General features: G+C 29.1%; 26 protein-coding genes. 14 read left to right on the top strand and 12 right to left on the bottom strand.

The features are described 5' to 3' along the window. Positions 1-3 precede the first annotated feature (3 nt). Entirely contained in the window at positions 4-267 is a 264-nt protein-coding gene (locus HA148_RS04510) for a DUF6439 family protein (RefSeq protein ID WP_209130579.1), read from the top strand. On the opposite strand, the gene HA148_RS04505 is transcribed toward HA148_RS04510, so the two are convergent. Further along, positions 246-680 carry an ATP-binding protein gene (locus HA148_RS04505; RefSeq protein WP_209130577.1) on the bottom strand — a complete coding sequence of 145 codons (435 nt, stop codon included), beginning with the start codon at positions 678-680 and terminating at the stop codon, positions 246-248. The two genes, HA148_RS04510 and HA148_RS04505, sit on opposite strands and share 22 nt — an antisense overlap. 48 nt (positions 681-728) lie before the next feature. Then, complete coding sequence (locus HA148_RS04500) at positions 729-1,448, bottom strand: GUN4 domain-containing protein (protein WP_209130575.1); 720 nt, start codon at positions 1,446-1,448, stop codon at positions 729-731. Between the two features lie 31 nt (positions 1,449-1,479). Here HA148_RS04500 and mnmH point away from each other — a divergent pair, with 31 nt between their 5' ends. Genes mnmH through HA148_RS04485 form a run of 3 tightly spaced genes read left to right on the top strand, consistent with a single transcriptional unit; the run spans position 1,480 to position 3,990 of the window. Continuing rightward, positions 1,480-2,520, top strand: a complete 1,041-nt coding sequence (gene mnmH / locus HA148_RS04495) for a tRNA 2-selenouridine(34) synthase MnmH (protein ID WP_209130573.1) — start codon at positions 1,480-1,482, stop codon at positions 2,518-2,520. Between the two features lie 59 nt (positions 2,521-2,579). After that, positions 2,580-2,933, top strand: a complete 354-nt coding sequence (gene psb28, locus HA148_RS04490; RefSeq protein ID WP_209130570.1) for a photosystem II reaction center protein Psb28 — start codon at positions 2,580-2,582, stop codon at positions 2,931-2,933. 13 nt (positions 2,934-2,946) lie between these two features. Continuing rightward, positions 2,947-3,990, top strand: a complete 1,044-nt coding sequence (locus HA148_RS04485) for an AI-2E family transporter (protein WP_209130568.1) — start codon at positions 2,947-2,949, stop codon at positions 3,988-3,990. Between the two features lie 201 nt (positions 3,991-4,191). Here HA148_RS04485 and secF read toward each other — a convergent pair whose 3' ends face one another. The 6 genes from secF to rsmA form a co-directional block, all read right to left on the bottom strand. Then, positions 4,192-5,106: a protein translocase subunit SecF gene (secF, locus tag HA148_RS04480; RefSeq protein WP_209130566.1), complete on the bottom strand. Its 915-nt coding sequence runs from the start codon at positions 5,104-5,106 to the stop codon at positions 4,192-4,194. A gap of 21 nt (positions 5,107-5,127) precedes the next feature. Beyond that, the gene (gene secD, locus HA148_RS04475; protein ID WP_209130564.1) at positions 5,128-6,594 is read right to left on the bottom strand and encodes a protein translocase subunit SecD; all 1,467 of its coding nucleotides are present in this window, start codon (positions 6,592-6,594) and stop codon (positions 5,128-5,130) included. Between the two features lie 3 nt (positions 6,595-6,597). Beyond that, positions 6,598-7,581, bottom strand: coding sequence for a pyruvate dehydrogenase complex E1 component subunit beta (locus HA148_RS04470; protein WP_209130562.1), 984 nt, complete (start codon positions 7,579-7,581; stop codon positions 6,598-6,600). Positions 7,582-7,760: 179 nt separating this feature from the next. Then, entirely contained in the window at positions 7,761-8,063 is a 303-nt protein-coding gene (locus HA148_RS04465; protein WP_209130560.1) for a DUF3082 domain-containing protein, read from the bottom strand. Between the two features lie 23 nt (positions 8,064-8,086). Further along, positions 8,087-9,022: a 4-(cytidine 5'-diphospho)-2-C-methyl-D-erythritol kinase gene (ispE, locus tag HA148_RS04460; protein ID WP_209130558.1), complete on the bottom strand. Its 936-nt coding sequence runs from the start codon at positions 9,020-9,022 to the stop codon at positions 8,087-8,089. A 12-nt stretch (positions 9,023-9,034) separates the two neighbouring features. Next, complete coding sequence (gene rsmA / locus HA148_RS04455) at positions 9,035-9,859, bottom strand: 16S rRNA (adenine(1518)-N(6)/adenine(1519)-N(6))-dimethyltransferase RsmA (protein WP_209130556.1); 825 nt, start codon at positions 9,857-9,859, stop codon at positions 9,035-9,037. A 56-nt stretch (positions 9,860-9,915) separates the two neighbouring features. Here rsmA and HA148_RS04450 point away from each other — a divergent pair, with 56 nt between their 5' ends. The 5 genes from HA148_RS04450 (at position 9,916) to HA148_RS04430 (ending at position 12,960) form a co-directional block, all read left to right on the top strand. Further along, the gene (locus tag HA148_RS04450; RefSeq protein WP_209130554.1) at positions 9,916-10,248 is read left to right on the top strand and encodes a hypothetical protein; all 333 of its coding nucleotides are present in this window, start codon (positions 9,916-9,918) and stop codon (positions 10,246-10,248) included. Between the two features lie 19 nt (positions 10,249-10,267). Next, positions 10,268-10,684, top strand: coding sequence for a 23S rRNA (pseudouridine(1915)-N(3))-methyltransferase RlmH (locus HA148_RS04445; RefSeq protein ID WP_209130552.1), 417 nt, complete (start codon positions 10,268-10,270; stop codon positions 10,682-10,684). Positions 10,685-10,782: 98 nt separating this feature from the next. Beyond that, positions 10,783-11,199, top strand: coding sequence for a LexA family protein (locus HA148_RS04440; RefSeq protein ID WP_209130550.1), 417 nt, complete (start codon positions 10,783-10,785; stop codon positions 11,197-11,199). After that, positions 11,196-12,482, top strand: a complete 1,287-nt coding sequence (locus HA148_RS04435) for a Y-family DNA polymerase (RefSeq protein ID WP_209130548.1) — start codon at positions 11,196-11,198, stop codon at positions 12,480-12,482. Before HA148_RS04440 ends, HA148_RS04435 begins: the two co-directional genes overlap by 4 nt. A gap of 10 nt (positions 12,483-12,492) precedes the next feature. Then, entirely contained in the window at positions 12,493-12,960 is a 468-nt protein-coding gene (locus HA148_RS04430; protein ID WP_209130546.1) for a serine hydroxymethyltransferase, read from the top strand. A 16-nt stretch (positions 12,961-12,976) separates the two neighbouring features. On the opposite strand, the gene dnaG is transcribed toward HA148_RS04430, so the two are convergent. Further along, positions 12,977-15,010, bottom strand: coding sequence for a DNA primase (dnaG, locus tag HA148_RS04425; protein ID WP_209130544.1), 2,034 nt, complete (start codon positions 15,008-15,010; stop codon positions 12,977-12,979). 92 nt (positions 15,011-15,102) lie between these two features. Between dnaG and HA148_RS04420 the strand changes: the two genes are divergently transcribed. From HA148_RS04420 to HA148_RS04400, 5 genes are read left to right on the top strand one after another with little or no spacing between them, the layout of a single operon-like run. Beyond that, positions 15,103-15,993, top strand: coding sequence for a DMT family transporter (locus HA148_RS04420; protein WP_209130542.1), 891 nt, complete (start codon positions 15,103-15,105; stop codon positions 15,991-15,993). Positions 15,994-16,018: 25 nt separating this feature from the next. Continuing rightward, positions 16,019-16,375 carry a glycine zipper 2TM domain-containing protein gene (locus HA148_RS04415; protein ID WP_209130540.1) on the top strand — a complete coding sequence of 119 codons (357 nt, stop codon included), beginning with the start codon at positions 16,019-16,021 and terminating at the stop codon, positions 16,373-16,375. After that, on the top strand, positions 16,376-17,053 hold the full coding sequence (gene ruvA, locus HA148_RS04410) for a Holliday junction branch migration protein RuvA (protein ID WP_209130538.1): 678 nt from the start codon (positions 16,376-16,378) through the stop codon (positions 17,051-17,053). It abuts the gene before it with no gap. Positions 17,054-17,086: 33 nt separating this feature from the next. Beyond that, positions 17,087-17,356, top strand: a complete 270-nt coding sequence (rpsO, locus tag HA148_RS04405; protein ID WP_209130535.1) for a 30S ribosomal protein S15 — start codon at positions 17,087-17,089, stop codon at positions 17,354-17,356. Positions 17,357-17,365: 9 nt separating this feature from the next. Next, positions 17,366-17,815 carry a PAM68 family protein gene (locus HA148_RS04400; protein ID WP_209130533.1) on the top strand — a complete coding sequence of 150 codons (450 nt, stop codon included), beginning with the start codon at positions 17,366-17,368 and terminating at the stop codon, positions 17,813-17,815. 1 nt (position 17,816) lies between these two features. Here the strand turns inward: HA148_RS04400 and HA148_RS04395 are convergent, their stop codons facing one another. From HA148_RS04395 to HA148_RS04385, 3 genes are all read right to left on the bottom strand, one after another. Next, the gene (locus HA148_RS04395; RefSeq protein WP_209130531.1) at positions 17,817-21,314 is read right to left on the bottom strand and encodes a DNA polymerase III subunit alpha; all 3,498 of its coding nucleotides are present in this window, start codon (positions 21,312-21,314) and stop codon (positions 17,817-17,819) included. Between the two features lie 84 nt (positions 21,315-21,398). Beyond that, positions 21,399-22,847, bottom strand: a complete 1,449-nt coding sequence (gene gatA / locus HA148_RS04390; protein WP_209130529.1) for an Asp-tRNA(Asn)/Glu-tRNA(Gln) amidotransferase subunit GatA — start codon at positions 22,845-22,847, stop codon at positions 21,399-21,401. Between the two features lie 37 nt (positions 22,848-22,884). Then, entirely contained in the window at positions 22,885-23,100 is a 216-nt protein-coding gene (locus HA148_RS04385) for a DUF1816 domain-containing protein (RefSeq protein WP_209130527.1), read from the bottom strand. Between the last annotated feature and the right edge of the window lie 55 nt (positions 23,101-23,155).

The raw sequence follows: 23,155 nt of genomic DNA, 5'->3' as shown, positions 1-23,155 counted from the left end.
TCTATGACCTATTGGGATAAAGATACTATTCAGATTGTTCAAAGTCTTAATGAAAAATTAAAAATTGATCATTCTAATTGGCATAAAGATAAAGGAAATAAATATAAAAGATCTGCAGAACTAATTTCGGCGGGATTATGCCATTTAATGATTTCTTGTAATGAAAAAGAAACTATTGAATATATAGAAGAAAGTGTTAAATGGTTAAAAGAAATTAATGTAGATCAACCATGCCCTAGTAAAAATCATCTTTTTAAAGCCAACTGAAGCCTATTACCTTTACTACTCCATCTAATGTCATCAAAACATTCATTAATAATGTAAAGACCACGCCCATTTACACTACTAATTTTTTTTGGTAATTTATAGTCTCTTTTTTTTGTTTCTAGACCATTACCTTGATCTTGAATTTGCCAAACACACCAATTAGGAGTAATTATTCTTCTCACTCTAATATTTTTTTTAGGATCTAATTTATTTCCATGTTTTACTGCGTTAACTAAAGCTTCATGTAAACCAAGTTTTATAAGATAGGTTGATTCAGAATTTTCAATAGGTTCTAATAATTGATCTACAAAATCATTTAACTGTAATGATGATTCGAATTCGAAGTTTGACCAGTTAATATTTGGTCTTTTAAAAAATTTTTTTAAAATATTTTTGCCCCGAAGTAAGGACATAATAATATTTTGATACTGTCTTAATTTTAACTTATTAAATACCTCTATTTAAAGAATATTATTATGTCTCTCAGCAATAGCAGGATGCCGCAGGATGGAGTCCATAAGTCTTACTCCTCTTAGTTGATTTATTAAAGGCATATGTCCATCAGGAGCATCCAAAGACCAGCGAAAAGATCCCGGATATCTAGTCCATAAGCCTTCTTTTTTCCAACCTATTTTCGGCCACATTAATTCATATTTTTTACCAACTGATTTTAATATCTTTGCTTGAATTGAGAATCCAAATCTACCAGTAGAATAAATAGTCCATAATCTATCTATTGTTTGTAGGTCTTTACCTGACATATTTTTAACTTCACTATAGAAAACATAACCACGTTTCTCAGCTAATTTTCCAGCTAATTTCCTCAAGTAGGAACTTGTTAATCTATCTGCCTCTTCAAATTTTTGCTCAACCAACATCAATTGCAAATCTTCATAATTAATATCAATATCTGAATATGTATTAAACCAATTATTGAATTTAGAGTTTTCAAAGAATTCAGGCTTAAATTTTTTTAAAACTTGCAATATCCAACCTGCAGCCCAGTCATCTCCATCATTATCAAAGATATCAAAAAGTGAAGGGCCAAGATTAAAAATATTTTCGACTTCAGATTCTAGTTGAGCTAATAAATTTATTCTTTTTCTTTGATTAGAATCTACAAATTTTTTTATCAGATCTAATGTAGCATTATTATAATTATCTTGTTCTTTGTTATTCATTTTAAAAAATCAAAAAAAATAAAAACTATCCATGTATTTCAAAAGAAAAGAACTAGAGAAATTTAGTAGTTTTAAAGGACCACTTATTGATGTTAGGAGCCCAGGTGAATATTATAAAGGACACATGCCTAATTCTATTAACATTCCATTATTTGATAATGACGAGAGATCAATAATTGGCACGATTTATAAAAAAGAAGGAAGAAAAAAAGCTGTCATAGAGGGATTAAAATTTTTTGAAAAAAAAATGGAATTACTTCTTGATAATTTATTCATGAGTATTGACTCTTATAAAACTATTCCCAATAAAAATAACGAATTTTTTATCAGAATATATTGCTCTAGAGGCGGAATGCGTTCACAAAGCATTGCTTGGCTACTAGATAAATATAAATTAAAAACAATAACACTTAAGGGAGGATATAAAATATATAGAAGATGGGTATTAAATAGTTTCTCAAAAAAGTTAAATATAGTAGTTATTGGCGGAAAAACAGGAACAGGGAAAACAAGATTATTATCATTACTAGAGAAATATAAATATCAAACTATTGATCTTGAAGGATTTGCTTGTCATAGAGGAAGTACATTTGGAGGTTTAGGAATGAAAGAACAACCTTCAAATGAACAATTTGAAAATAAAATTGCAGAAAAATTATATACCTTTAATATTTCTAATTATATTTTTGTAGAAGCTGAAAGTGCAAATATAGGTAAATGCAAAATACCCCATGAATTTTTCAATCAGATGAAAAATTCAAGGAGAATAGAAATTATAAGGAGCGAATCTAACAGGTTAGATGAGTTGATAGATACTTATAGTGTTTTTAAGAAAGAAGAACTCCAAGAATCTGTATTAAGGATTAAAAAAAGATTAGGACCACAAAGAACAATAATAGCTCTCGAATCAATTAAAAATGAGAGATGGGATTTAGTTTGCAAATCAGTTCTAGATTATTACGATAAATGTTATGAATATGAAAAGGTTGGTAAAACAAATATAAAGATATTAAATTTAACCGACAAAAAATATGATGAAAGTATCCTAGAGTTAGTAAATAATGTTTTATAAATAACTACAAACGAATATGAAAAATATTTCCTAAGATAATAAATTATAAAACTAACATTATGACAGTTAATAAAACTGCAAAAATACAATTTTATGAAGGAACTGATGAACCTGTAGTTCCTGAAATAAGACTCACTAGGAGTAAGGATGGTACCACCGGCCAAGCTTTATTTTTGTTCGAAAAACCTCAGGCATTATCTTCAATTACTGATGGTGAAATCACAGGTATGCGTATGATTGACTCAGAAGGTGAATTATTAACTCGGGAAGTTAAAGTAAAGTTTGTTGATGGAGAACCAATATTTTTAGAAGCAGTATATATCTGGAAGAACACATCTGACTTTGATAGATTTATGAGATTTGCAAATAGTTATGCCAAATCAAATGGATTAGGATATTCTGAAAAGAATTAGAATATTGTGAAAATTGAGTAGTTCTTCATATTTCAAGTTAGTAGTAATTTTAATCACTTTGTTAATAGTATGGACTCTAAGAGATTTTCTTCTCTTAATAATTTGTTCCTTGGTAATTTCCAATATTGTATGTAATTTATGTAATCAAATACAAAAGGGTTTGAAAATTCCCCGACCGCTGTCATTGTTTCTTGTCTTAACTGTTATATCAGTAATAGTATTTACTATTTTTATACTTGTATTGCCTCCGTTTATAAAAGAATTCAATGAAATATTAGTTGATATTCCAAATGGTTTATCAAAAATAAATATTTTGATTAATACAAATCTGAATAAATTTAAAGTTTTATTATATGGTGAACAATCAGAAAATGTTATAGACATTTTCAATCTTATAAATAATGTAGTAACTATTCCAGATGCCTCAACTATTGCAAAAGCTATTCAAGAAAGTTTTAAAAATTTAATAAATATTGCGGGGAATCTTGGTTCAGGTCTTTTGAAATTAATATTCGTATTAGCAGTGAGTTTAATGATTTCTATTGAACCAAAACAATATAAAGAAAATATACTTCTATTAATTCCAAAAAATTATCGCAACAAATTTAGAAATATTCTGGAAAAATGCAATACCGCATTAGCAAATTGGACCTTTTCTATGGTTATAAGCTCATTATCAGTAGGTATATTATCATTAATAGTCCTGTCTATATTAGACGTTAAATATGTTGTCTCAAATGCTTTAATAGCAATGGTTCTTAACATTATTCCAAATATAGGTCCAGTTATTAGTGGGATATTTCCAGTCTCAATTGCACTACTAGATAATTTTTGGAAACCAATGGCCGTTTTAGGAGCATATGTAATCATTCAAAATATTGAAAGTTATGTAATAATGCCATCTATTATGAAGAAAAAAGCAAACTTACTTCCTGGTTTAACATTAATATCACAATTTGGATTTACCTTCATTTTTGGTCCATTAGGCTTAATACTATCTCTTCCATTAGCAGTAGTAATTCAGGTTTTAATCAAAGAATCACTTAAAGATATTTAAAAACTACTTTATTTTTTTATACAAATACGGATAAGAAAAAAGTATAAAGAAAGCTAAGGGATGTTTACCAATAGCAAAATATAGTGAATTAAAAGTAAAATGATCAAATAATATTCTTAGCTCAGTAGAAAGATCTATTAAAACTAAGGAAAATAAAATTATCAAATAGTAATTCAATTTCATATATTTAGAAGCCTAATCTCAGTCTTTAAGCAACAAAGATGGAGCCAATAAAATACTTGAATAACTTCCAACTATAATTCCTAATGACAAGGCTAAGGAAAACCAGAATAGCGAGTAAGATCCAAACAAAATTATGCTTAATAAAGGGATTAGAGTTGTAATACTGGTAAACGTTGTTCTCCTAAATGATTCGTTTACTGATAATTGAATAGTTTCGTTATAGCCTTCTTTCTTTGATTTTAAATTTTCACGAATTCTATCAAAAATAACAACAGTATCATTTACAGAATAACCAGCAATAGTAAGCAAGGAAACAGCAAATAAACTATTTACCTCGACAGATAATATAATTCCCAGCCAAGAGAATATACCGAAAACAATTAATAAATCATGGAATAAAGCTAATAATGCAAATAATGCATATTTTTTATCAAATCTAATAGTTATATATAAAGAAATTGCAAATAAAGAAACTAACAATGAAGTAACACAATTAGTAAGTAATCTTTTCCCAAGCTTTGGACCTATTAATCTTGAATCCTTACTCTCATAATTTAAAGGTCCAATAATATTATCAAGATTACTAATAAGATTATTTGATTCTTCGATACTCAAATAAGGTGTTCTTATTGAAATCAATTTATTATTATTTTGAGATTGTAATTTAATGTTATTTAATAAGTTTTTATTTTTAGAGTTCTCTCTTAGATTTTCTAAAACTGAATCAGGAGAAAAATTAGTACATTCCTCCTTACAAATTCTCTCTATTCTTAGTTCATTTCCCCCAACAAAATCCATCCCTAAATTTATAGGCTTCTTATAAGAAGTATTAAAAGTAGAATATAAAATTCCTAAAAGACTCAACAAAATAAGAAAAGTTGAAAACCCAATTATCCTTTTTTTATTTTTTATTAGTTCAAGATTGTATTTCATGGGAAATTAGAAATAAAAAAATTAATTTGAAAAATTATTCCTTGGCAGATAGAGATTTTTCTGTCTCAAAGATTGATATGTTGTAAAAAATCGCAAAATAGTTTTGGAACAATTTAATGATGTAAACAAGCTTATTAAGACTCCAATACCTAATGTTGCCGCAAAACCCTTAACAAAATTTGTTCCTAATAAAAACAATACAAAACAACTAAGAAGAGTTGTAATATGGCCATCAACTATGGATGAATTAGCTCTTTGAAAACCGCTATCAATAGATCTTGTAAGAGTATTACCATCATATAATTCTTCTCTAATTCTCTCAAATATTAGAATATTTGCATCAACAGCCATACCAATACTAAGTATAAGCCCAGATATTCCAGGTAAAGTCAAAGTTACAGGAATTAGAGAATATATCGCTAAGTTAAAGAAACCATAAAGTACTAGAGAAAGAACTGAAACAAAACCTAGAATTCTATAATTAAAAATCATAAAAATACCAACAAAAATTAACCCACTAATAGCTGCATAAAGACTTTTTAAAATATTATTGGATCCCAATAAAGGCCCTATTGTGTTAGTTTCTACTATTTCAATTGGCAATGGCAATGAGCCGCCTTTAAGTTGAACTTCTAATTCTCTAGCATTTTCAGCACTAAAATTACCACTTATTGTTGCTGACCCACCTGTAATCCCAGTACTAGCAAACTGATTACCAACACTGGCTTCACTTATTGATTCACCATCTAAAATGATAGCCAATAGTTGATTAGTGCCAGCAATTGACTTTGTAATTTCTGCAAACTTTTCACCTCCTGAATTACTAAAAGTTAATAAAACTTCCCAATTACTATTTGTTTGTTCTTGTCTCCTTCCTGCGTTAATAAGATCCTTACCAGATAAATCTGTTTTAATAAATAAATTTGTAATTTCTTTATCAACATATTTTTTGATTTCAATTAACTTCCCATATAAATCATTACTAGTAGATGAGTAATTCAATTCTTGCTCTATATCTTTAAGATCATCTTGAATAACTTTTAAATTATTATCATTTTGACTTTTTTCTGCAAAGGAATATTGTTCAATTAATTCTTTAATAGTCAATCTCTGTAGTTGCAGGGTTTTTAAATCTGTAGATGTTCCTTTTTTTTGAGTTCTAAATTCTAATAAAGCAGTCTTACCTAATACCCTTGAAGCAACTAATGGATTTTGTTCACCTGGTAATTCTAAAATCAATTGATCTCCACCGAGGGTTTGCAAATTAGACTCAGAAACCCCTAAATTGTTAACGCGCTTATCTATAACCGAATTAACTGCTTCAAGCTCATCCCTTGTTACCTTACCTTCCTCTTTAATAATTTGTAGTGTAAGTTGAGAACCACCTTGTAAATCCAATCCCAACTGTAAGGGATAATTTATTAATAGATAAACAGATAAAGTAAGTAGAAATATAATAAAAAAAAGCCAACCTTGCCTTCTTTTCATTCTCTATATACTCCCACTAATTAAATCTTCAACTTTTTCAACTATTTGATGTGGTTGGATTATTGTCAAATTCTCAAGATTTCCATTATAAGGAGTTGGAATATCCTGACTAGATAATCTAATGGGTCGGGCATCAAGATAGTCAAAACACTCTTCTGTTATCAAGGCAATTAATTCTGCACCAATACCTCCAGTCTTCATACATTCTTCAACAATAACTACTTTATTTGTTTTTCTTATTGATTTTGAGATGGTTTCCATATCAAATGGTTTTAAACTTATTAAATCTATTAACTCAACATCTATTCCTTTTTTTTCTAATTCTTCAACAGCTTTAAGGCAGTGATGTCTCATTCTTGAATAAGTCAATAAAGTAATATCTTTACCTTCTTTTACAACGTCAGCCTGATCTAAAGCGCAAGTATAATCACCCTCAGGTAATTCTTCAGACAAATTGTATAGAAGAACATGTTCGAAAAATAGAACCGGATTATCATCTCTTATAGCTGCTTTCATTAAACCTTTAGCATTTGTGGGTGTACTACATGCAACAATCTTTATGCCAGGAACTGCATGAAAATATGCTTCAAGTCTTTGACTGTGCTCAGCACCAAGTTGACGACCAACTCCTCCAGGTCCTCGTACTACTGCTGGTATTTTATAATTTCCGCCACTTGTATATCTAAGCATACCCATATTATTTGATATCTGATTAAAAGCTAAAAGCAAAAAACCCATATTCATTCCTTCTACTATTGGTCTTAACCCAGTCATTGCTGCACCCACAGCCATACCGGTAAAACTATTCTCTGCAATTGGAGTGTCTAAGACTCTTAACTCTCCATATTTTTCATATAAGTCCTTAGTTACCTTATAAGATCCTCCATATTGACCAACATCTTCCCCCATAACGCAAACATTTACATCATTTGCCATTTCTTCATCAATTGCCTCTTTTAAAGCATTAAATAATAATGTTCCAGCCACAATTAATTACCTAATTAATCACATACATAATCCTACCACTTTGAATAATTCAACCTCCTTCAGCGAAGGTTATAAGTAGTAATATTGATAAAATCATTCCAGGCGAAAGTAAAAGGATTAAAAGGCCTAAGTCATGTAAAGACATTCAAAGAAAGTGTTTTATTAATAATATTGGCAATTCAATTTTTCTTCAGAAAAAAACTGCGAATAAATACAATAAAAAGTCCTATACCTATAAAAGCGAAAGAGAAAGTTAGCAAAAAAGATAATCCAATTATTAAGGTATTAATACTAGTAGAAATATTTTGAACTATTTCAGAAGAATTTGATGGTTTATGTACTGTAAAATAGATTGCAATTTTATTACTTAAAAAATAAAAAAATATAAATAACAGAAAACTTGTTAATGATCCTACAATAAAATTTAATGGACCTTTTTCGGGAATGTTTTTTTCAATATTCTCATTACTATTATCAGCCACAATAAAATTTGAATAGAAAAAATTTAAATGAATGTTATTCCTTTTTCAAGGAAAGTGCAAACCCATGAATCGTAACCATTATCTTTAAATAATTGATAATTTACAGTTAATTCTTTTTTGGCAGTCTCTATATCTTTAAAGAGTGCAAAACATGTAGGGCCTGATCCACTCATTGAAAATGTGAGACAATTTTCTAATTTAGAAAGTAAAAATAATGCCTGCTTTACAGAATCATTGTCATTTTCAACAACTAACTGCAAATCATTTTTTATAGATAAATGTTGACTATCAAAATTTAAGTTATTTAAACCATTATGTCTTAAACTTTTTCTTATATTCTCAATCATTTCTCTATCAGAAAGATATTGATCACAAAATTTTTTACTATATTTTTTATAAGTTTCAGCAGTTGATACTGATACATTCGGATTTTTTAAAAGAATTACTCCATATTCAAAAGTTGAATCTAATTTCTCCAAAATTTCGCCTCTTCCAAAACATAGTTGAATACCACCATTTATAAAAAAGGGAATATCAGATCCTAAAGTTGATGCTAATGAACATAAAGTTTCTTGATCTAATTTCAAATCCCATAAATAATTAAGACCAATTAATGTTGCTGCTGCATTACTGGATCCACCAGCTAATCCTGCGCCAATTGGGATATTTTTTCTTAAAAATATATTCGCTCCGTAATCTATATTTGATTTTTTCCTTAATAGATTTGCCGATTTAACAATTAAGTTATCATCAGATAAGCTTAAATCATTACAATCAGACTCAAGTTTAATTAAACCTTCATTATTAATTTCAAATTCTAAATAATCAGAAAGATCGATATTTTGCATAATCATTGCTAACTCATGAAATCCATCCTCTCTTTTACCAATAACTTCAAGGTGCAAATTTATTTTGGCAGGAGATTTTATATTGATTTTCTTTTTAGCTAAATCTTGCATATAATTAAATAATTATTTTTTAATTTTAATACAATTTTCTGCAAGCTTAATCCATTGGTCAATTGAAATATCTTGAGGTCTTAAATTAAAACAAACTTTTGAAGATTCAGATAATTCATTTATCTCTTCATTTGAAAGTATTGAATTAAGAGTATTTCTAAGCATTTTTCTTCTTGAATTAAATGAAATTCGAAGAAGCTTATCTATATATTTTTCTAGACTAATATCTAATCTTAAATCATTTTTAATTGGTTCGAAAACTACTAAAGAAGAAAAAACTTTTGGAGGCGGACTAAATGATGAAGGAGGCACATCACATATTCTTTTTATTTTTGATAAAAGTTGCATTCTTATACTAAGCGCACCAGCATTGGGACTACCTTCTTTTGACAAAATCCTATCTACAACGTCTTTCTGCATTAAAAATATTATTTTTTCGTAATTATAGTTTCTTATAATGCCCAATCGACCTATGAAAATATCCAATATTGGTCCTGTTATATTGTAAGGAATATTTGCAATCACTTTTGTAATCTTCTTATTAATCGAATCTAAATTTATAGAAAGAATATCTCCCTGTTGCAGTGAAAACTTATCATTATTATTGAATTTATCATTTAATAAATTTATTAAATCTTTATCTAATTCAATTGCATGTAATTTTTTAATTTCTGAATCTAACAACTTAGATGTTAAAGCTCCTTTGCCAGGACCAATTTCTAAAATAAAGTCATTTTCATTAAGAACAGCAATTTCTTTAATTTTTTCTAATATTTTTTTATTTACCAACCAGTGTTGTCCAAATCTTTTTTTTTGATGATAGTTTTTAGAATTCATCTAAAAGATAAATAATATGTTTAAATTAAATATGAATTTATTTAATACTTTATATCATGAGCTTATCAAAAAAAAATTTAGATAAACTCAATAAATTTAAAAAAAAGAAAACTTTAAATAATGAAAGTAAAAATATAAATAATTACACAAATATAACTAATAATGATAATTTAATCACCAATCCACTTAATTCAGAAGATCCCAATAAAATTTTTTATTCTTTAATTGATAATTCAGAATCTTTAGAAGAGACTTCTAACGTTAATAATTCACTAAGAAAAAGTGAGATTAATCAAATTAATATGAATTCTAAAAAAGATAATTTTTCCAAGAAATTAACAACCGAAGAGGAACTATATGATGAATTTAACTATCTTCTTGATGAATAATTAGTTTTAATATTTTCTTATGCTTCAGAGTAATAGATTAGCAATTTATGCTATCGGCAAAATAAAGAAAATTTGGATTAGAGATGGAATTAATCAATACAAAAAAAGAATGCCTGAACTTATTATTAATGAGTTAAAGACTTTTAATTTAAATAATCTTAAATCCAATAACAATATTATTATCTGCCTAAGTGAAGAAGGAAAACAGTTTAATTCAGTTGAACTATGTTCCTTACTTTTGAATTTTAAAAATAAAAAAATTAATTTCTTAATCGGTGATACTGATGGAGTTAGTTCAGATATAAAAGAAAAATCAGATCTTCTACTAAGCCTGTCTCCTTTAACTTTTCCTCATGAATTAGCTAGATTAATTCTAATTGAGCAAATCTATAGAGCTATTTCTATATCAAACAACTCCCCTTACCATCGATCTTAAAAAGAATAGATTCAATCTAAAATTAATCTATAAAAGTTTAATAACTTACTATTTTTTGATTTTTTGCTATATAGTACATATATACTATTAATTTAATCTTGGATTCTTTTGATTCAACTACTAAAACATTTAAAATCCCCTTATTAACTGATTCGGTATCAGCAGGGTTTCCTTCTCCCGCAGATGACTATACAGAAGAAAATATTGATTTAAACGAACATTTAATATCTAATCCGTTTAGCACTTTTTTTCTTAGAGTTAAAGGTGACTCAATGATAAATGCAGGAATTAAAGATAAAGATTTAATAATAGTAGACAAGAGCTTAACAGCCAGGCCAGGGAATATCATCATTGCAATGATAGACGGAGAATTTACAATAAAAAGATTATCTATAAAAAATAATGAATTATATTTAAAAGCAGAAAATCATAATTATCCTGATTTTAGATTTAAAAACCATATTGATGTACAGATATGGGGAGTTGTTATTTATTCAATACATAGCTATTTATGACAATTTCAAATATTGATGCAATAGCTCTTATAGATGCTAATAATTTTTACGCGTCATGTGAACAAAATATTAATCCTCATTTGAGAAATAAACCAGTAGTAATTTTATCTAATAATGACGGATGTATCATTGCAAGAAGCCCTGAAGCGCGAGCTTTAAAAATTAAAATGGGAACTCCGTATTTTAAGGTCAAAGAAAGACTAAATAAATTAGATGTAGCAGTCTTAAGTTCAAACTACTCGCTTTATGGGGATATGAGCAGAAGACTAATGAATTTACTGAAAAACTACTGTGAACAAATAGAAATTTATTCCATTGACGAAGCATTCGTCTCGATTTCTAGACCTAATGATGAAAATCTATATCCTTGGGCAAGAAGCATAAGATCATTAATATATCAGAATCTAGGGATTACCATAACAGTAGGAATAGGAGAAAATAAAGTAAGAGCAAAAATTGCTAATAAACTAGCTAAAAATATTGATTATTCAGCTGGAATATTTGATTTAACTAGAACCGAAAATGAGAATAATTATTTGAAAAGAATTAGTATAGATAAGATATGGGGAGTCGGGAAACAAACCTCTAATTGGTTAAAAAGTAAAGGTATTAAAAATGCGAGAGAACTAAGAGATATGGAAGAAAATGAAATCATTAAGAAATTAGGCATCGTAGGGAAAAGACTGCAATTAGAACTGAAAGGCCATAGATGCCTGCCCATAGAAAAAAACAAGAAATCAAAAAAAGAAATTCAGGTGAGCAGGAGTTTCGGCACGCCTATCACAAAATTAGAAGACTTAACTCAAGCACTGGCAACTCACGCAATAAAAGCCTCTGAAAAAATGAGAAGTCAGAATTTACAATCATCTAATATTAGAGTATTTGCTAGAACCAGTAAATATTCAAGTCAAAATTATCAAAGAAGTGCTCATAGAAAACTTACAAATGCAACAGATGACACAAACAATATTTTAAAAATAGTAGTTGAATTATCTAAAGAAATTTATAATCCCGAATATAAATTCTCAAAAGCTGGTGTTTTAATGCAGGATTTAACAAATAGCGAATATTTACAGCAATCAGTTATCAATTACAAATCTCAGAAAGTCTTAAAAAAATCAACAAGTCTTATGAAAACGATTGATTTATTAAATAAAAGATTTAATAACAATGCAATTACATGGGCCATTACAAAAAATCCACAAAGTTGGAAGATGAATAAGAATTTCTTAAGTCGCTCATCTACAACTGATATAGAACAAATCCCAACTATAGTGAATTAAAAAAGATAGAATGGAATTTATATTATTTTTGAGCAAATTAGATAAAGAGATTCTTAACTTATTAATGAAAGCAAACTACATAGTTGAAGAAAATAAAATTGAATGTCTATTAAACAAAGAAATAAAAGGACTACATAATTTTAAAGAAAATAAAATAATAATATGTACTGAAAATGCAAAAAGGAAAACAAATTATAGAAATAAGAATCAACAACCAAATAAAGATAACTTCAAAACAGAAAGGGCGATAAGAAAAGCATTAAGACACGAAGCAACTCATGCAATACAAAAATGTAATGACAATAAAACAATAGGGGATATAAAAAAATTAGAAAGCAAATTGCATCAAAGTAAAAGAAAAGCATTAGAGTTCTCTAGTTCAAATTTTTCTGGTACTTATGCGAAAGAAGTAGAAGCTTATGTTCTTGAAGATAAACCCAAAAAAGTTAAAAACTTGATTAAAAAATACTGCCTATAAATTAAAAATTTTTATATTAACTAGCGAGGAAATTGCCACAACGTTGTTTGTCTAAAAAATTTATATGTTGTCTTTCTAGGTAATATAATTCCTGAAATTTAATGGCATCTGAATTTAAATCTTTAAAAAGATCATCTATCTCTTTATTATTGCCTGATAAACCTGAAGAGGGATTATCAATTAAAATAGATATACAATTTTCTAAAGTTTTTAATCTTTGAGATCCCCAAGATTCTATTAAGTGTCTACATCTTTTTAGAGAATTATATTTCTCAAGAAGTGATAATGTTCCTAGTAAATTGTCCTTAGGATTACTCAGCAAGGTTAAAAACAACTCATTTGGATTAATAAAAATATTAATTTTATTTGATGATTCAGGATTATGGAGAGATAAGTAGTCAGGAAGAAGTGAAATTAAGTTAATAGAAGAAAAATCATTTTGAAGATTTTGACTATTTGATTGTTTTAAATCATTTAAGTAATTTAAACCTAAATTATTTTGCTCAATTTTTGAAATAGCTTCCCATAAACTTTGAATATAACTAGTATTAAAACCATTAATTTCTCTTTTGAGAAATTCATCACGAATAAATAGCCTAAGGTCTGGACAATGTAAATAATAAAAAATTATTTCCGATTCATTTTTCTCCCGTCGGGAAATTTCATTTGGTTGTTCAAATTTTTTTGATCTACCATGCCAACGAAATCCCTTTACTTGATTTCTTAAATCTTGTTCAAACTGTATTGCTAACCTAGCTTGTCCCTTACTTAATTGTTCGGAAACTTTTTGTAAATAATGAGTTCTGGTTGATGATTGAGGCAATTTACTCAACAATTTTACCAATGAAGAAATAACACTTTGGAAAATTTCAGACTTAGTTAAATCTTGATCTTTAAAGATCTGATCAATCTCCCAATCAATCCAAAAGGATGAATTATCAATTAAATTAAAATAATCTTCAGGTGTATGGCTATTCAAATATTCGTCAGGATCTTTATAATGACTTAGTTGAAGTATCTTAAGATTAATTTGATCATGAAGGGATAGAGTCTCAACTTCTTTAATTACTCTTTTTGTAGCTAAAATTCCTGCATTATCAGAATCAAAATTTAAAATTATATTTTTATTATCTGTACATCTACATAGTTGAGAAATTTGATACTTATTTAATGCGGTACCGAGAGAAGCCACAGAATTAGTTATACCCTTTGAATGAAGAGAAATAACATCAAAGTAGCCTTCAACAATAATAGCTTTATCTCTTTTTCTAATATCACTAGAAGCTTTTTCGAAGGCAAACAACATTTTTCCCTTTTCAAATATCTCTGATTCAGGAGAATTAAGATATTTGGGTTCCTGACCATCAAGAGATCTTCCTCCAAAGGCAACTACTCTTCCCTGCATATCATGTATTGGAACAATTAATCTATTTCTAAAACGATCGTAAATCTTGTCAGAATTATCTTTAGAAATTGCAAGACCTGAGGCTAATATTAAATTAATGGGGAATTTTTCTACCTTGGAAAGATAATTAAATAAATCATTCCATGAATTTGGGGCAAAACCTAATTCAAAGTTATCAATAATCTTGTTACTCAAGTTTCTCTTAGATGTTAAATATTTCATGGCTTCAAAACCAAGAGAATTATTTAATTGAGACTTAAACCAATTTTTAGTGACTCTTAATATTTTATAAAGTTCTTCCTTTCTAGATAGTTGTTTTTTATAGGCTTCTACTTGGGGACCCTCAAGATTTTCAACATTTATATTATTTTTTTTAGCGAGAGAAAGTACAACATCTGAAAAATTTGCACGAGTAAATTCCATTAAAAATTTAATAGAATTTCCTCCTGCACCACAAGAAAAACAGTAATAGAATTGTTTATTTGGTGATACTGTCATAGATGGCTTAGTATCATCATGAAAAGGACAAATCCCAACAAATTCCTTACCTTTTTTCTTAAGGACAATATGTTCAGATATAACGTCAACAATATCTGCCTTTTCCTTCACCTCTTGAATAGTTCTTGGGTGTATAGAATGAACCATTGAGACTTTTTCAAAAATAAATGAAGATTTATTTGTTATAGGTCAAAATCAAATAAGAATCTACTTAATTTCATAAAAAAACTATTTTTTAAATGATAAATATCGCAGAATTAGAAAAAAAATTTAGTTCATTGAATAAGTTTAATTTGGTATTAGCCTCATTCTTCTTTAGTTTAATGACTTTATGCGTAAAAAATATTGATAAAAGGATACCTATTTATGAATTAGTTTTATTCAGATCATTATTAAGCTTAATTATTACATTATTCATAATTAATCTAAAAAATATAAATCCTTGGGGCAAAAATAAACCTTTACTTATCTTAAGAGGTGTTTTAGGAACTTTTGCTTTGGTTTGTATTTTTTATGCGATAAGAAAGATGCCACTGAGCATATCAACTGTCATTCAGTACACATATCCTATTTTTATATCTATTTTTGCAGGCATATTTATAAACGAAAAAATAACTCGTAATATAATTCTAGCTTTAATTATTGGTTGGCTAGGAATATTTGTAATATTAAATCCAAGTCAATTATCAAATATAAACGTTGAAATTGAGAATATTTCGATTTCGATAGCATTTCTTGGAGCAATCTTCACAGCATTAGCTTACGTTACAGTTAAGAAACTTTCATTAACTGAAGATGTTTATGTAATTATTGAATATTTCCCACTTGTTTCTTTTATAACCTTATTACCAATAGTATTACTCAACTGGGTTACACCAAATTGGAATGAATTATTTTGGATAATTGGAATTGGCTTTTTTACTCAATTAGGTCAGACGTTCCTAACTATAGGTTTAAAAAAATTACCTGCTTCAGAAGCTTCAACAATTAACTATTTGCAAGTTTTATTCGGGTCGATTTGGGGGATTATGTTTTTTAGTGAAATAATAAATATAAATTTTTTATTAGGTGCCTCTCTAGTTTTATTAGGAACTATTATATCTACTTCCAAAATACTCAAAAGGACATAGAATATTGAAAGAATAAAAAAAAACGGTGAAATTTTTCTATTTAGCTTTATTATTTTGTTTTTCTCCTATAGTTCAAGTCAAAGCAACAACCCCAAAGTCAGTAACTTGTACAAGAACTGAATATAGAGAGGAGTACATTCCTGGGACTAAATCAAACCCAGGCTATGTAAAAAGTTATGAAGTAGACGTTGTAATACCTTGTGGAGGTGAAAGCAAAGCTGAAAAAATAGAAGAAAATGACTGTCGTGAAGGTTCTGTTATTGGTGGTATTCTTGGTGCTGGAATAGCACTATCATCCACTAGAGGGAAAGATAGATTTTGGGCCGTTCCGGCTGGCGGTACTGCTGGAGCACTAATTGGATGTCAAGTGGATGGTGGTTAATTGATTAGTTGGATAAATGGAGAATTAATTGAATTATGGCAAACTAATCAAAAATTTTTTGTCCTAATAAACTGCCAAGGATTAGGTTACGAAATACAAATACTAGAATCATTTTTTCTCATATTAAAAACAAATCAGATATCTAATAAAAATATTACTCTCTGGATAAAACATATTAAGAAAGAGGATTCAGATTTATTATTTGGGTTTACATCAAAAGATCAAAAGAATTTCTTTATTGAAATTTTAAGTATTCGAGGTGTTGGATCTCAAATTGGTATAGGAATATTAAATAAATTTTCTATTAGTGAAGTTATCAATGCAATAAAAACACAAAACAAAAAGTTAATATGTTCCGTACCTGGTATAGGACAAAAAATGAGTGATCGGTTAATTTTAGAATTAAAAAATAAATTTAAAAGTGAAATACAATTTGAAGAAGAAAAAGGCAAAGATGAATTTGAGATTAAGGATCCAGAAATTAATAAAATGATAGAGGACCTTCAGTTAACCCTTCAATCATTAAATTATAAAAATAAAGAAATAAAGACTATTTTGCCAATTATTATTAAAGAAATAAATTTACTTGCTAAAAAAGAAAATAATTTATCATTTGAAAATTTATTGAAATTAGCTATGAATTATCTAGATAAGGATAGTAGTAATTTTGTTAGATGAAGTAGTATTATATTATAAAGAAAATAAAATTTTATGTCATTAGATACAGCTGAAAAACAAAAGCTGATTGAAACTCATCAAGTACATCCAACAGATACAGGTTCAGTTGAAGTTCAAGTAGCAATGCTTTCCAAAAGAATATCGAAATTAAGTGACCACCTCCAAGGAAACATTCATGATTTTGCTTCAAGGCAAGGATTATTAAAAATGATTGGCAAAAGGAAAAGATTACTATCTTACATAAAAGACAAAAACGTTCAGAAATATCAAGAGCTAGTTAAGAAAATTGGAATCAGAGGATGATTTCAATTAATGAAAAAAAAGCAATCTAAAAAAAAGACAAGTAATAAAAAGAAAAAAGTTTATTCTGAGCAAACAGCGTTTGCTAATTTAGAAAAAACCTCTAATACTTTAACAACGCAAAAACGATCATCAAGTGGGATACCCAAATATGTTGCGGATAGAATGGCAAGGAGAATTTTTTTTACAGCAGGAATACCGACAATACTTGGAATGTCGGTTTTTGTTGTTAGCTACATTATAGTTACAAGGAATATTGCTGAAATACCTCCTTCGTCAACAATTGCAATTTCAGCACTTTTTTTCTTGCTAGGTCTAGCAGGATTGAGTTTTGGAATATTATCGGCTAGTTGGGATAAAGAGCCTGGATCATTTTTTGGTATTGAAAATATTCCAATGAACATACAACGAGCTAAAGCAGCCTTCAAACCTGCAACTCAAAATTTTGAGGATAAAAGTTAATCTAAGAAACTAAAGATTTTAATTTAACTTGGAATGATTTATCTTCTAAAAATTTGCATGCTCCTTGTATATCTCCTATACAGAACTGATCTCCAAATTTAACGTATGTAACACTATTTTTATTTCTTACTGCAGCCAAAACAGGAATCTTAATTCCACATCTACCTTTATCTGGTTTAAATTTAATTAAACAGTCTCTCAAAGTATTTTGTACTCTTACATCTGATGCTTGAGAACTTTCAAGATTAATAATAAGCAATTTAAGATTATCTATTTCTCTGCAATCATCAATAATTAACTGAGTCTTATCACTTTTTTTATCAATTGTTCCCCATACTAATAATCTAGTATCAGTCAAAAGATATTCTGATAATCTGACATAGGTTTTTGGAAAAACAATTGCTTCGCAACTCCCAGAAAGATCTTCTAGCTGAACTATAGCCATCCTATCTCCCTTTCTCGTTGTAATTTGCTTTAAATCAGGAATCATTCCAACTAAAGAGACTTTGGTTCTATCTTTTGTTTCTTCTAACTGAGAAATGCTTATAGGTGATACGAGTTTTGCTGGCTTAGTTAAATGCTTTAGAGGATGATCAGATAAATAAAAGCCTAATAGCTGTTTTTCTAACTTTAATTTCTCAATAAGTGAATAATCATCAACCTTAGCTAATTGTGAATCTGAAAAAGCAACATTAGAAAATTCTTCTTTAGAGTCAAATAGATTTCCTTGGCCAGACAATCTATCACGATTTCTTGAAGAGGCCCACTCAATAACATGATCAAGATCTGACAATAACTGAGCTCTATTATTATCATTTGAAAACTCGTCTAGTGCTCCACAATGAATAAGAGATTCAAGACTTCTTTTATTAAGAATATTAGAAGGCAAACGGTCGCACAGATCCGATAATGACTTAAAGGTTCCAAAACTATTTCGGTTTTCAATTATATTTCTTATTGCAGAATCCCCTAAATTCTTAATTGCCGACAACCCGAATAAAATCTGATTATTCTTAATAGTGAAATCAACCCCAGAAAAATTAATGCTCGGCGAAATAACTTCTATTCCCATGGAATAACAATTAGAAATATATCTTTGCATCTTGTCGCTAGAGCCAGAATTAACGCTTAAAAGGGCTGCCATATATGCAACAGGAAAATGAGCTTTCAAAAATGCAGTTTGATAAGTTACAGCACCATAAGCAGTTGAATGGCTTTTGTTAAAACAATATTCTGCAAATAAAACCATTTGATCAAAAAGATCATTTGCTAATTTTTCATTTACACCTTTCTTCATAGAGCCATCTACAAAAATATTCCTATGCTTTACCATTTCAGAAACTTTCTTTTTCCCCATCGCTCTTCGAAGTAAATCAGCATCACCAAGAGAATAACCGGCTAGGTCTTGAGCAATTTTCATGATTTGTTCTTGATAAACCATAATTCCATAAGTTTCAGTGAGAATTGACTTAATAAAAGGATGAGGGAAATCAATCTTTTCATTCCCATTTTTTCGATTTATAAATTTAGGTATTAGGCCTGCATCAAGAGGACCAGGTCTATAAAGAGCAAGTATGGACGAAATATCCTCTAGAGAGTTAGGTTTGAAATCCTTAACGACCTGTTTCATTCCGGAGGATTCAAGTTGAAAAATACCTTCAAGATCTCCTCTCCCGATAAGCTCAAAGGTTTTACCATCATTTTGTGGTAACTCATCAATGTTTATTTTCCTTCCAGTAGATTGATTAATAAGAGAAACTGTCTTTTCAATCATTGTCAGATTCTTAAGACCCAAGAAATCCATTTTCAATAATCCAAGTGATTCGATATCGTCCATAGAATATTGGGTTATTATTTGCCCTTCATTATTTCTTTGAAGAGGTACAAGTTCGTCAAGAGGATCTGATGCGATAACAACTCCAGCAGCATGAACTCCATATGTTTTATTAGTTCCTTCAATTCTCAAAGCCAAATCAACCCATTTTTTCACCCTATTATCATTAATATATTTTTCTCTAAACTCTTGGCTAGGTGAATTCTTGTCAATCATTTCATTTAATTTATAAGGTTTTCCTCTTACAACCGGTATTAACTTAGCCAATTTGTCCGCTTCTCCATAAGGTATATCTAAAACTCTTGCAACATCTTTTAAAACTGCCTTAGAGGTCATCTTATTGAAAGTAATTATTTGCGCAACTTTCTCCTCTCCATAACGATTAGTAACATAATCAATAACTTCATTTCTCCTATCAATACAAAAGTCGGTGTCAATATCTGGCATTGACTTTCTTGCTGGATTTAAAAATCTTTCAAACAACAATCCATGCTCAACAGGATCTATATTTGTAATTTGAAGAGCATAGGCTACTAATGAGCCTGCTGCAGATCCTCTACCTGGTCCTACAGGGATAGAATTATCTCTAGCAAATTTGATGTAGTCCCAAACAACCAAAAAATAATCTGGGAAGCCCATATCTTTAATAATTTTTAATTCGGAAGATAGTCTTTTTTTATAGTTCTCATCAACTTCTGTAAGATCATTTTTTTTAAGTCTATTTAAAAGGCCTTTATTAGATAATTGTGTAAGGAAAGAAAATGAATCTGTATCTTCGTTAAGAGGGAATTTTGGCATTCTATAATTACCAAACAAATCAAATTCTTCAACTTTCTGAGAAATTTCTACTGTATTGTTAACTGCCTCAATAATTGATTCATCATCAATATGATCTTTAAAAAGTTCAAGCATTTCACTTTCACTTTTAATATATTCTGTACCGGTATATCTCAATCTTTTTTCATCACTTATTAGTTTTCCTGTTAATACACAAAGCAAAGCATCATGTGCTTCAACATCCATGCTTGATAAATAGTGGGCATCGTTGGTTGCGATTACCTTTATTTGATGCTTCTTCCCAATTTTTATTAATTCAACGTTAACAATTCTATCCTCAATAGAACCGTGATCTTGTATTTCTAAATAGAAGTCATCTGCAAATAATTTTTTATACCAAAGTGCTATATCCTCTGCTACGTCTAATCTACCTTTTAAGATAGCCTGAGGTATCTCTCCACCAAGACAAGCTGTAGAAACTATCAAACCATCACTATATTTGCTTAAAAGAGATTTATCAATACATGGTCTAGAAAAAATGCCTCGACCTCTCATCCCATTTAGGTGACTAATTGTTGTTAACTTCACTAAATTCTTATATCCATTATAATTTTTTGCTAACACCACCAAATGATATCTTTTTTCTTTTTTTGGTTGAGGATCATCAATAGAACCATTAATCACATACATTTCATTACCAATAATTGGTTTTATACCTTTCTCTTTACACTTCTTGACCAAATCAAGAACACCATACATAACTCCATGATCAGTAAGAGCTATCGATTCCATTCCAAGATCACAAGCTCTATCTACAATTTTTGAAATTTGACTGGCACCATCAAGCAAGCTGTAGTCACTATGATTATGAAGAGGAACGAAAGCCATATTCGAATAATTTATATATATAAGATAGAGAAAATTTCTAAAAGATCTATACTTTGTGATTACAAATTAATTATTAATACAAATTTAAAATAAAGGTCTGTTCTTAATTACCTGAGCATCAATTTCAAAGATATTTGCGGCATTCAATATTCTATCTTCTTCTAATACATTGCCTATTAATTGCATTCCAATAGGTAATCCTCTAGTATCAAAACCACAAGGAATACTAATTGCTGGGAGGCCTGCTAAATTAGCAGGAACAGTTAATAAGTCAGACAAATACATTGAGAGTGGATCATTTACAAAATCTCCCTTCAAAAAAGCTGTGGTTGGGCAAGTTGGAGTTAATAAAACATCTACTTTCTTAAAAGCATTATCAAAATCTTTTCTTATAAGTGTCCTAACTTTTTGTGCCTTCTTGTAATACGCATCACTGTATCCAGCTGACAATGCATAAGTACCTATCAAAATTCTTCTTTGTACCTCATCTCCAAAACCTTCAGCTCTACTTTTTGAAGTCATATCTATAAGATTTGTACCTTCATTCGATCTGTAGCCATATTTAACTCCATCATATCTAGCTAAATTTGCGGAGGCTTCAGATGGTGCAATAACATAATATGTCGCAATTCCATCATTAAATCTAGGACATTCAACTTCACTAATTTCAGCCCCTAAAGCTTGGAATCTATCAACTCCAGAAATAACAGATTCCTTAACTTCTGGATTAAGTCCTGGGTGATTAAAACATTCTTTAATGATTCCAATTTTTAAACCCTTTATAGATTTATTTAAGTCAGTCAAATAATTTGGGACTGGCTTATCAAGACATGTTGAATCTAAGGGATCTTTACCAGATATTGAATAAAGAATTTCAGCAGCATCTGAGACAGTATTTGTAATTGGGCCAATTTGATCAAGAGAGCTAGCAAATGCTACAAGCCCCCATCTACTAACTCTGCCATAAGTAGGTTTAAGACCTACGACGCCACAAAAAGAAGCTGGTTGTCTTATTGATCCTCCAGTATCAGAACCTATAGCGGCTGCACATAATCCAGCAGCTACAGAGGCTGCACTACCTCCAGAACTTCCTCCGGGAACTCTATTAGTATCCCAAGGATTTGAAGTAACACCAAATACAGAAGTTTCGGTTGAACTCCCCATTGCAAATTCATCTAAATTTGTTTTTCCTAAACAAATTCCCCCTGAAGACCATAATTTGCTCGAAGCGGTGGATTCATAAGGCGCAACAAAGCTTTTGAGCATTTTACTTGCACAAGTTGTTGCAACTCCTTTGGTGCAAATATTATCCTTTATTGCTATTGGGATCCCCGCGAGAGGAGGCAGTTTTTCTTTATTTTGAATTAATTTATCAATATTCTCTGCTTGCTCAATAGCATTATCTTTTGTAATACAAATATATGAATTAATTTCAGGATCTTTTTGATCGATTTTTGCAAAGATATCACTAACAAATTCCTTAACAGAAACGTTATTACTGGTAATTTCATTTCTTAAAGAATTAAAATTCATATCTTATTCATTTCTTAAAATCATAAAATCAATGTTATCAAACAGTTAAAGGTTCTTCTTTTTTGCAACGTACTAGACTGTGTTTAATATTTTTGGACCCTTCATCAGAAAGATCTTTAATAAAAGAAGACATATTTTCTTTTAAACTACGTTTAGTAATAAATGGGCCGAACCAGTAGGTATTACTAGGTTCATCTGTCTCAATTTTAGCCCACCAGGCTAAACCAAGTTTGTTTCCAAAATTTCTAATCAATTTTTTTGGCCTGTTTGACCATCAATTCTTGTTAAATTCTATACAATTTTGTAGT

Source organism: Prochlorococcus marinus XMU1405 (assembly GCF_017696275.1).
In the GTDB taxonomy this organism is placed as follows: domain Bacteria; phylum Cyanobacteriota; class Cyanobacteriia; order PCC-6307; family Cyanobiaceae; genus Prochlorococcus_A; species Prochlorococcus_A marinus_AB.
Note: the sequence above shows the minus strand (reverse complement) of the source record. Positions and strands in the feature narration are given on the sequence as shown.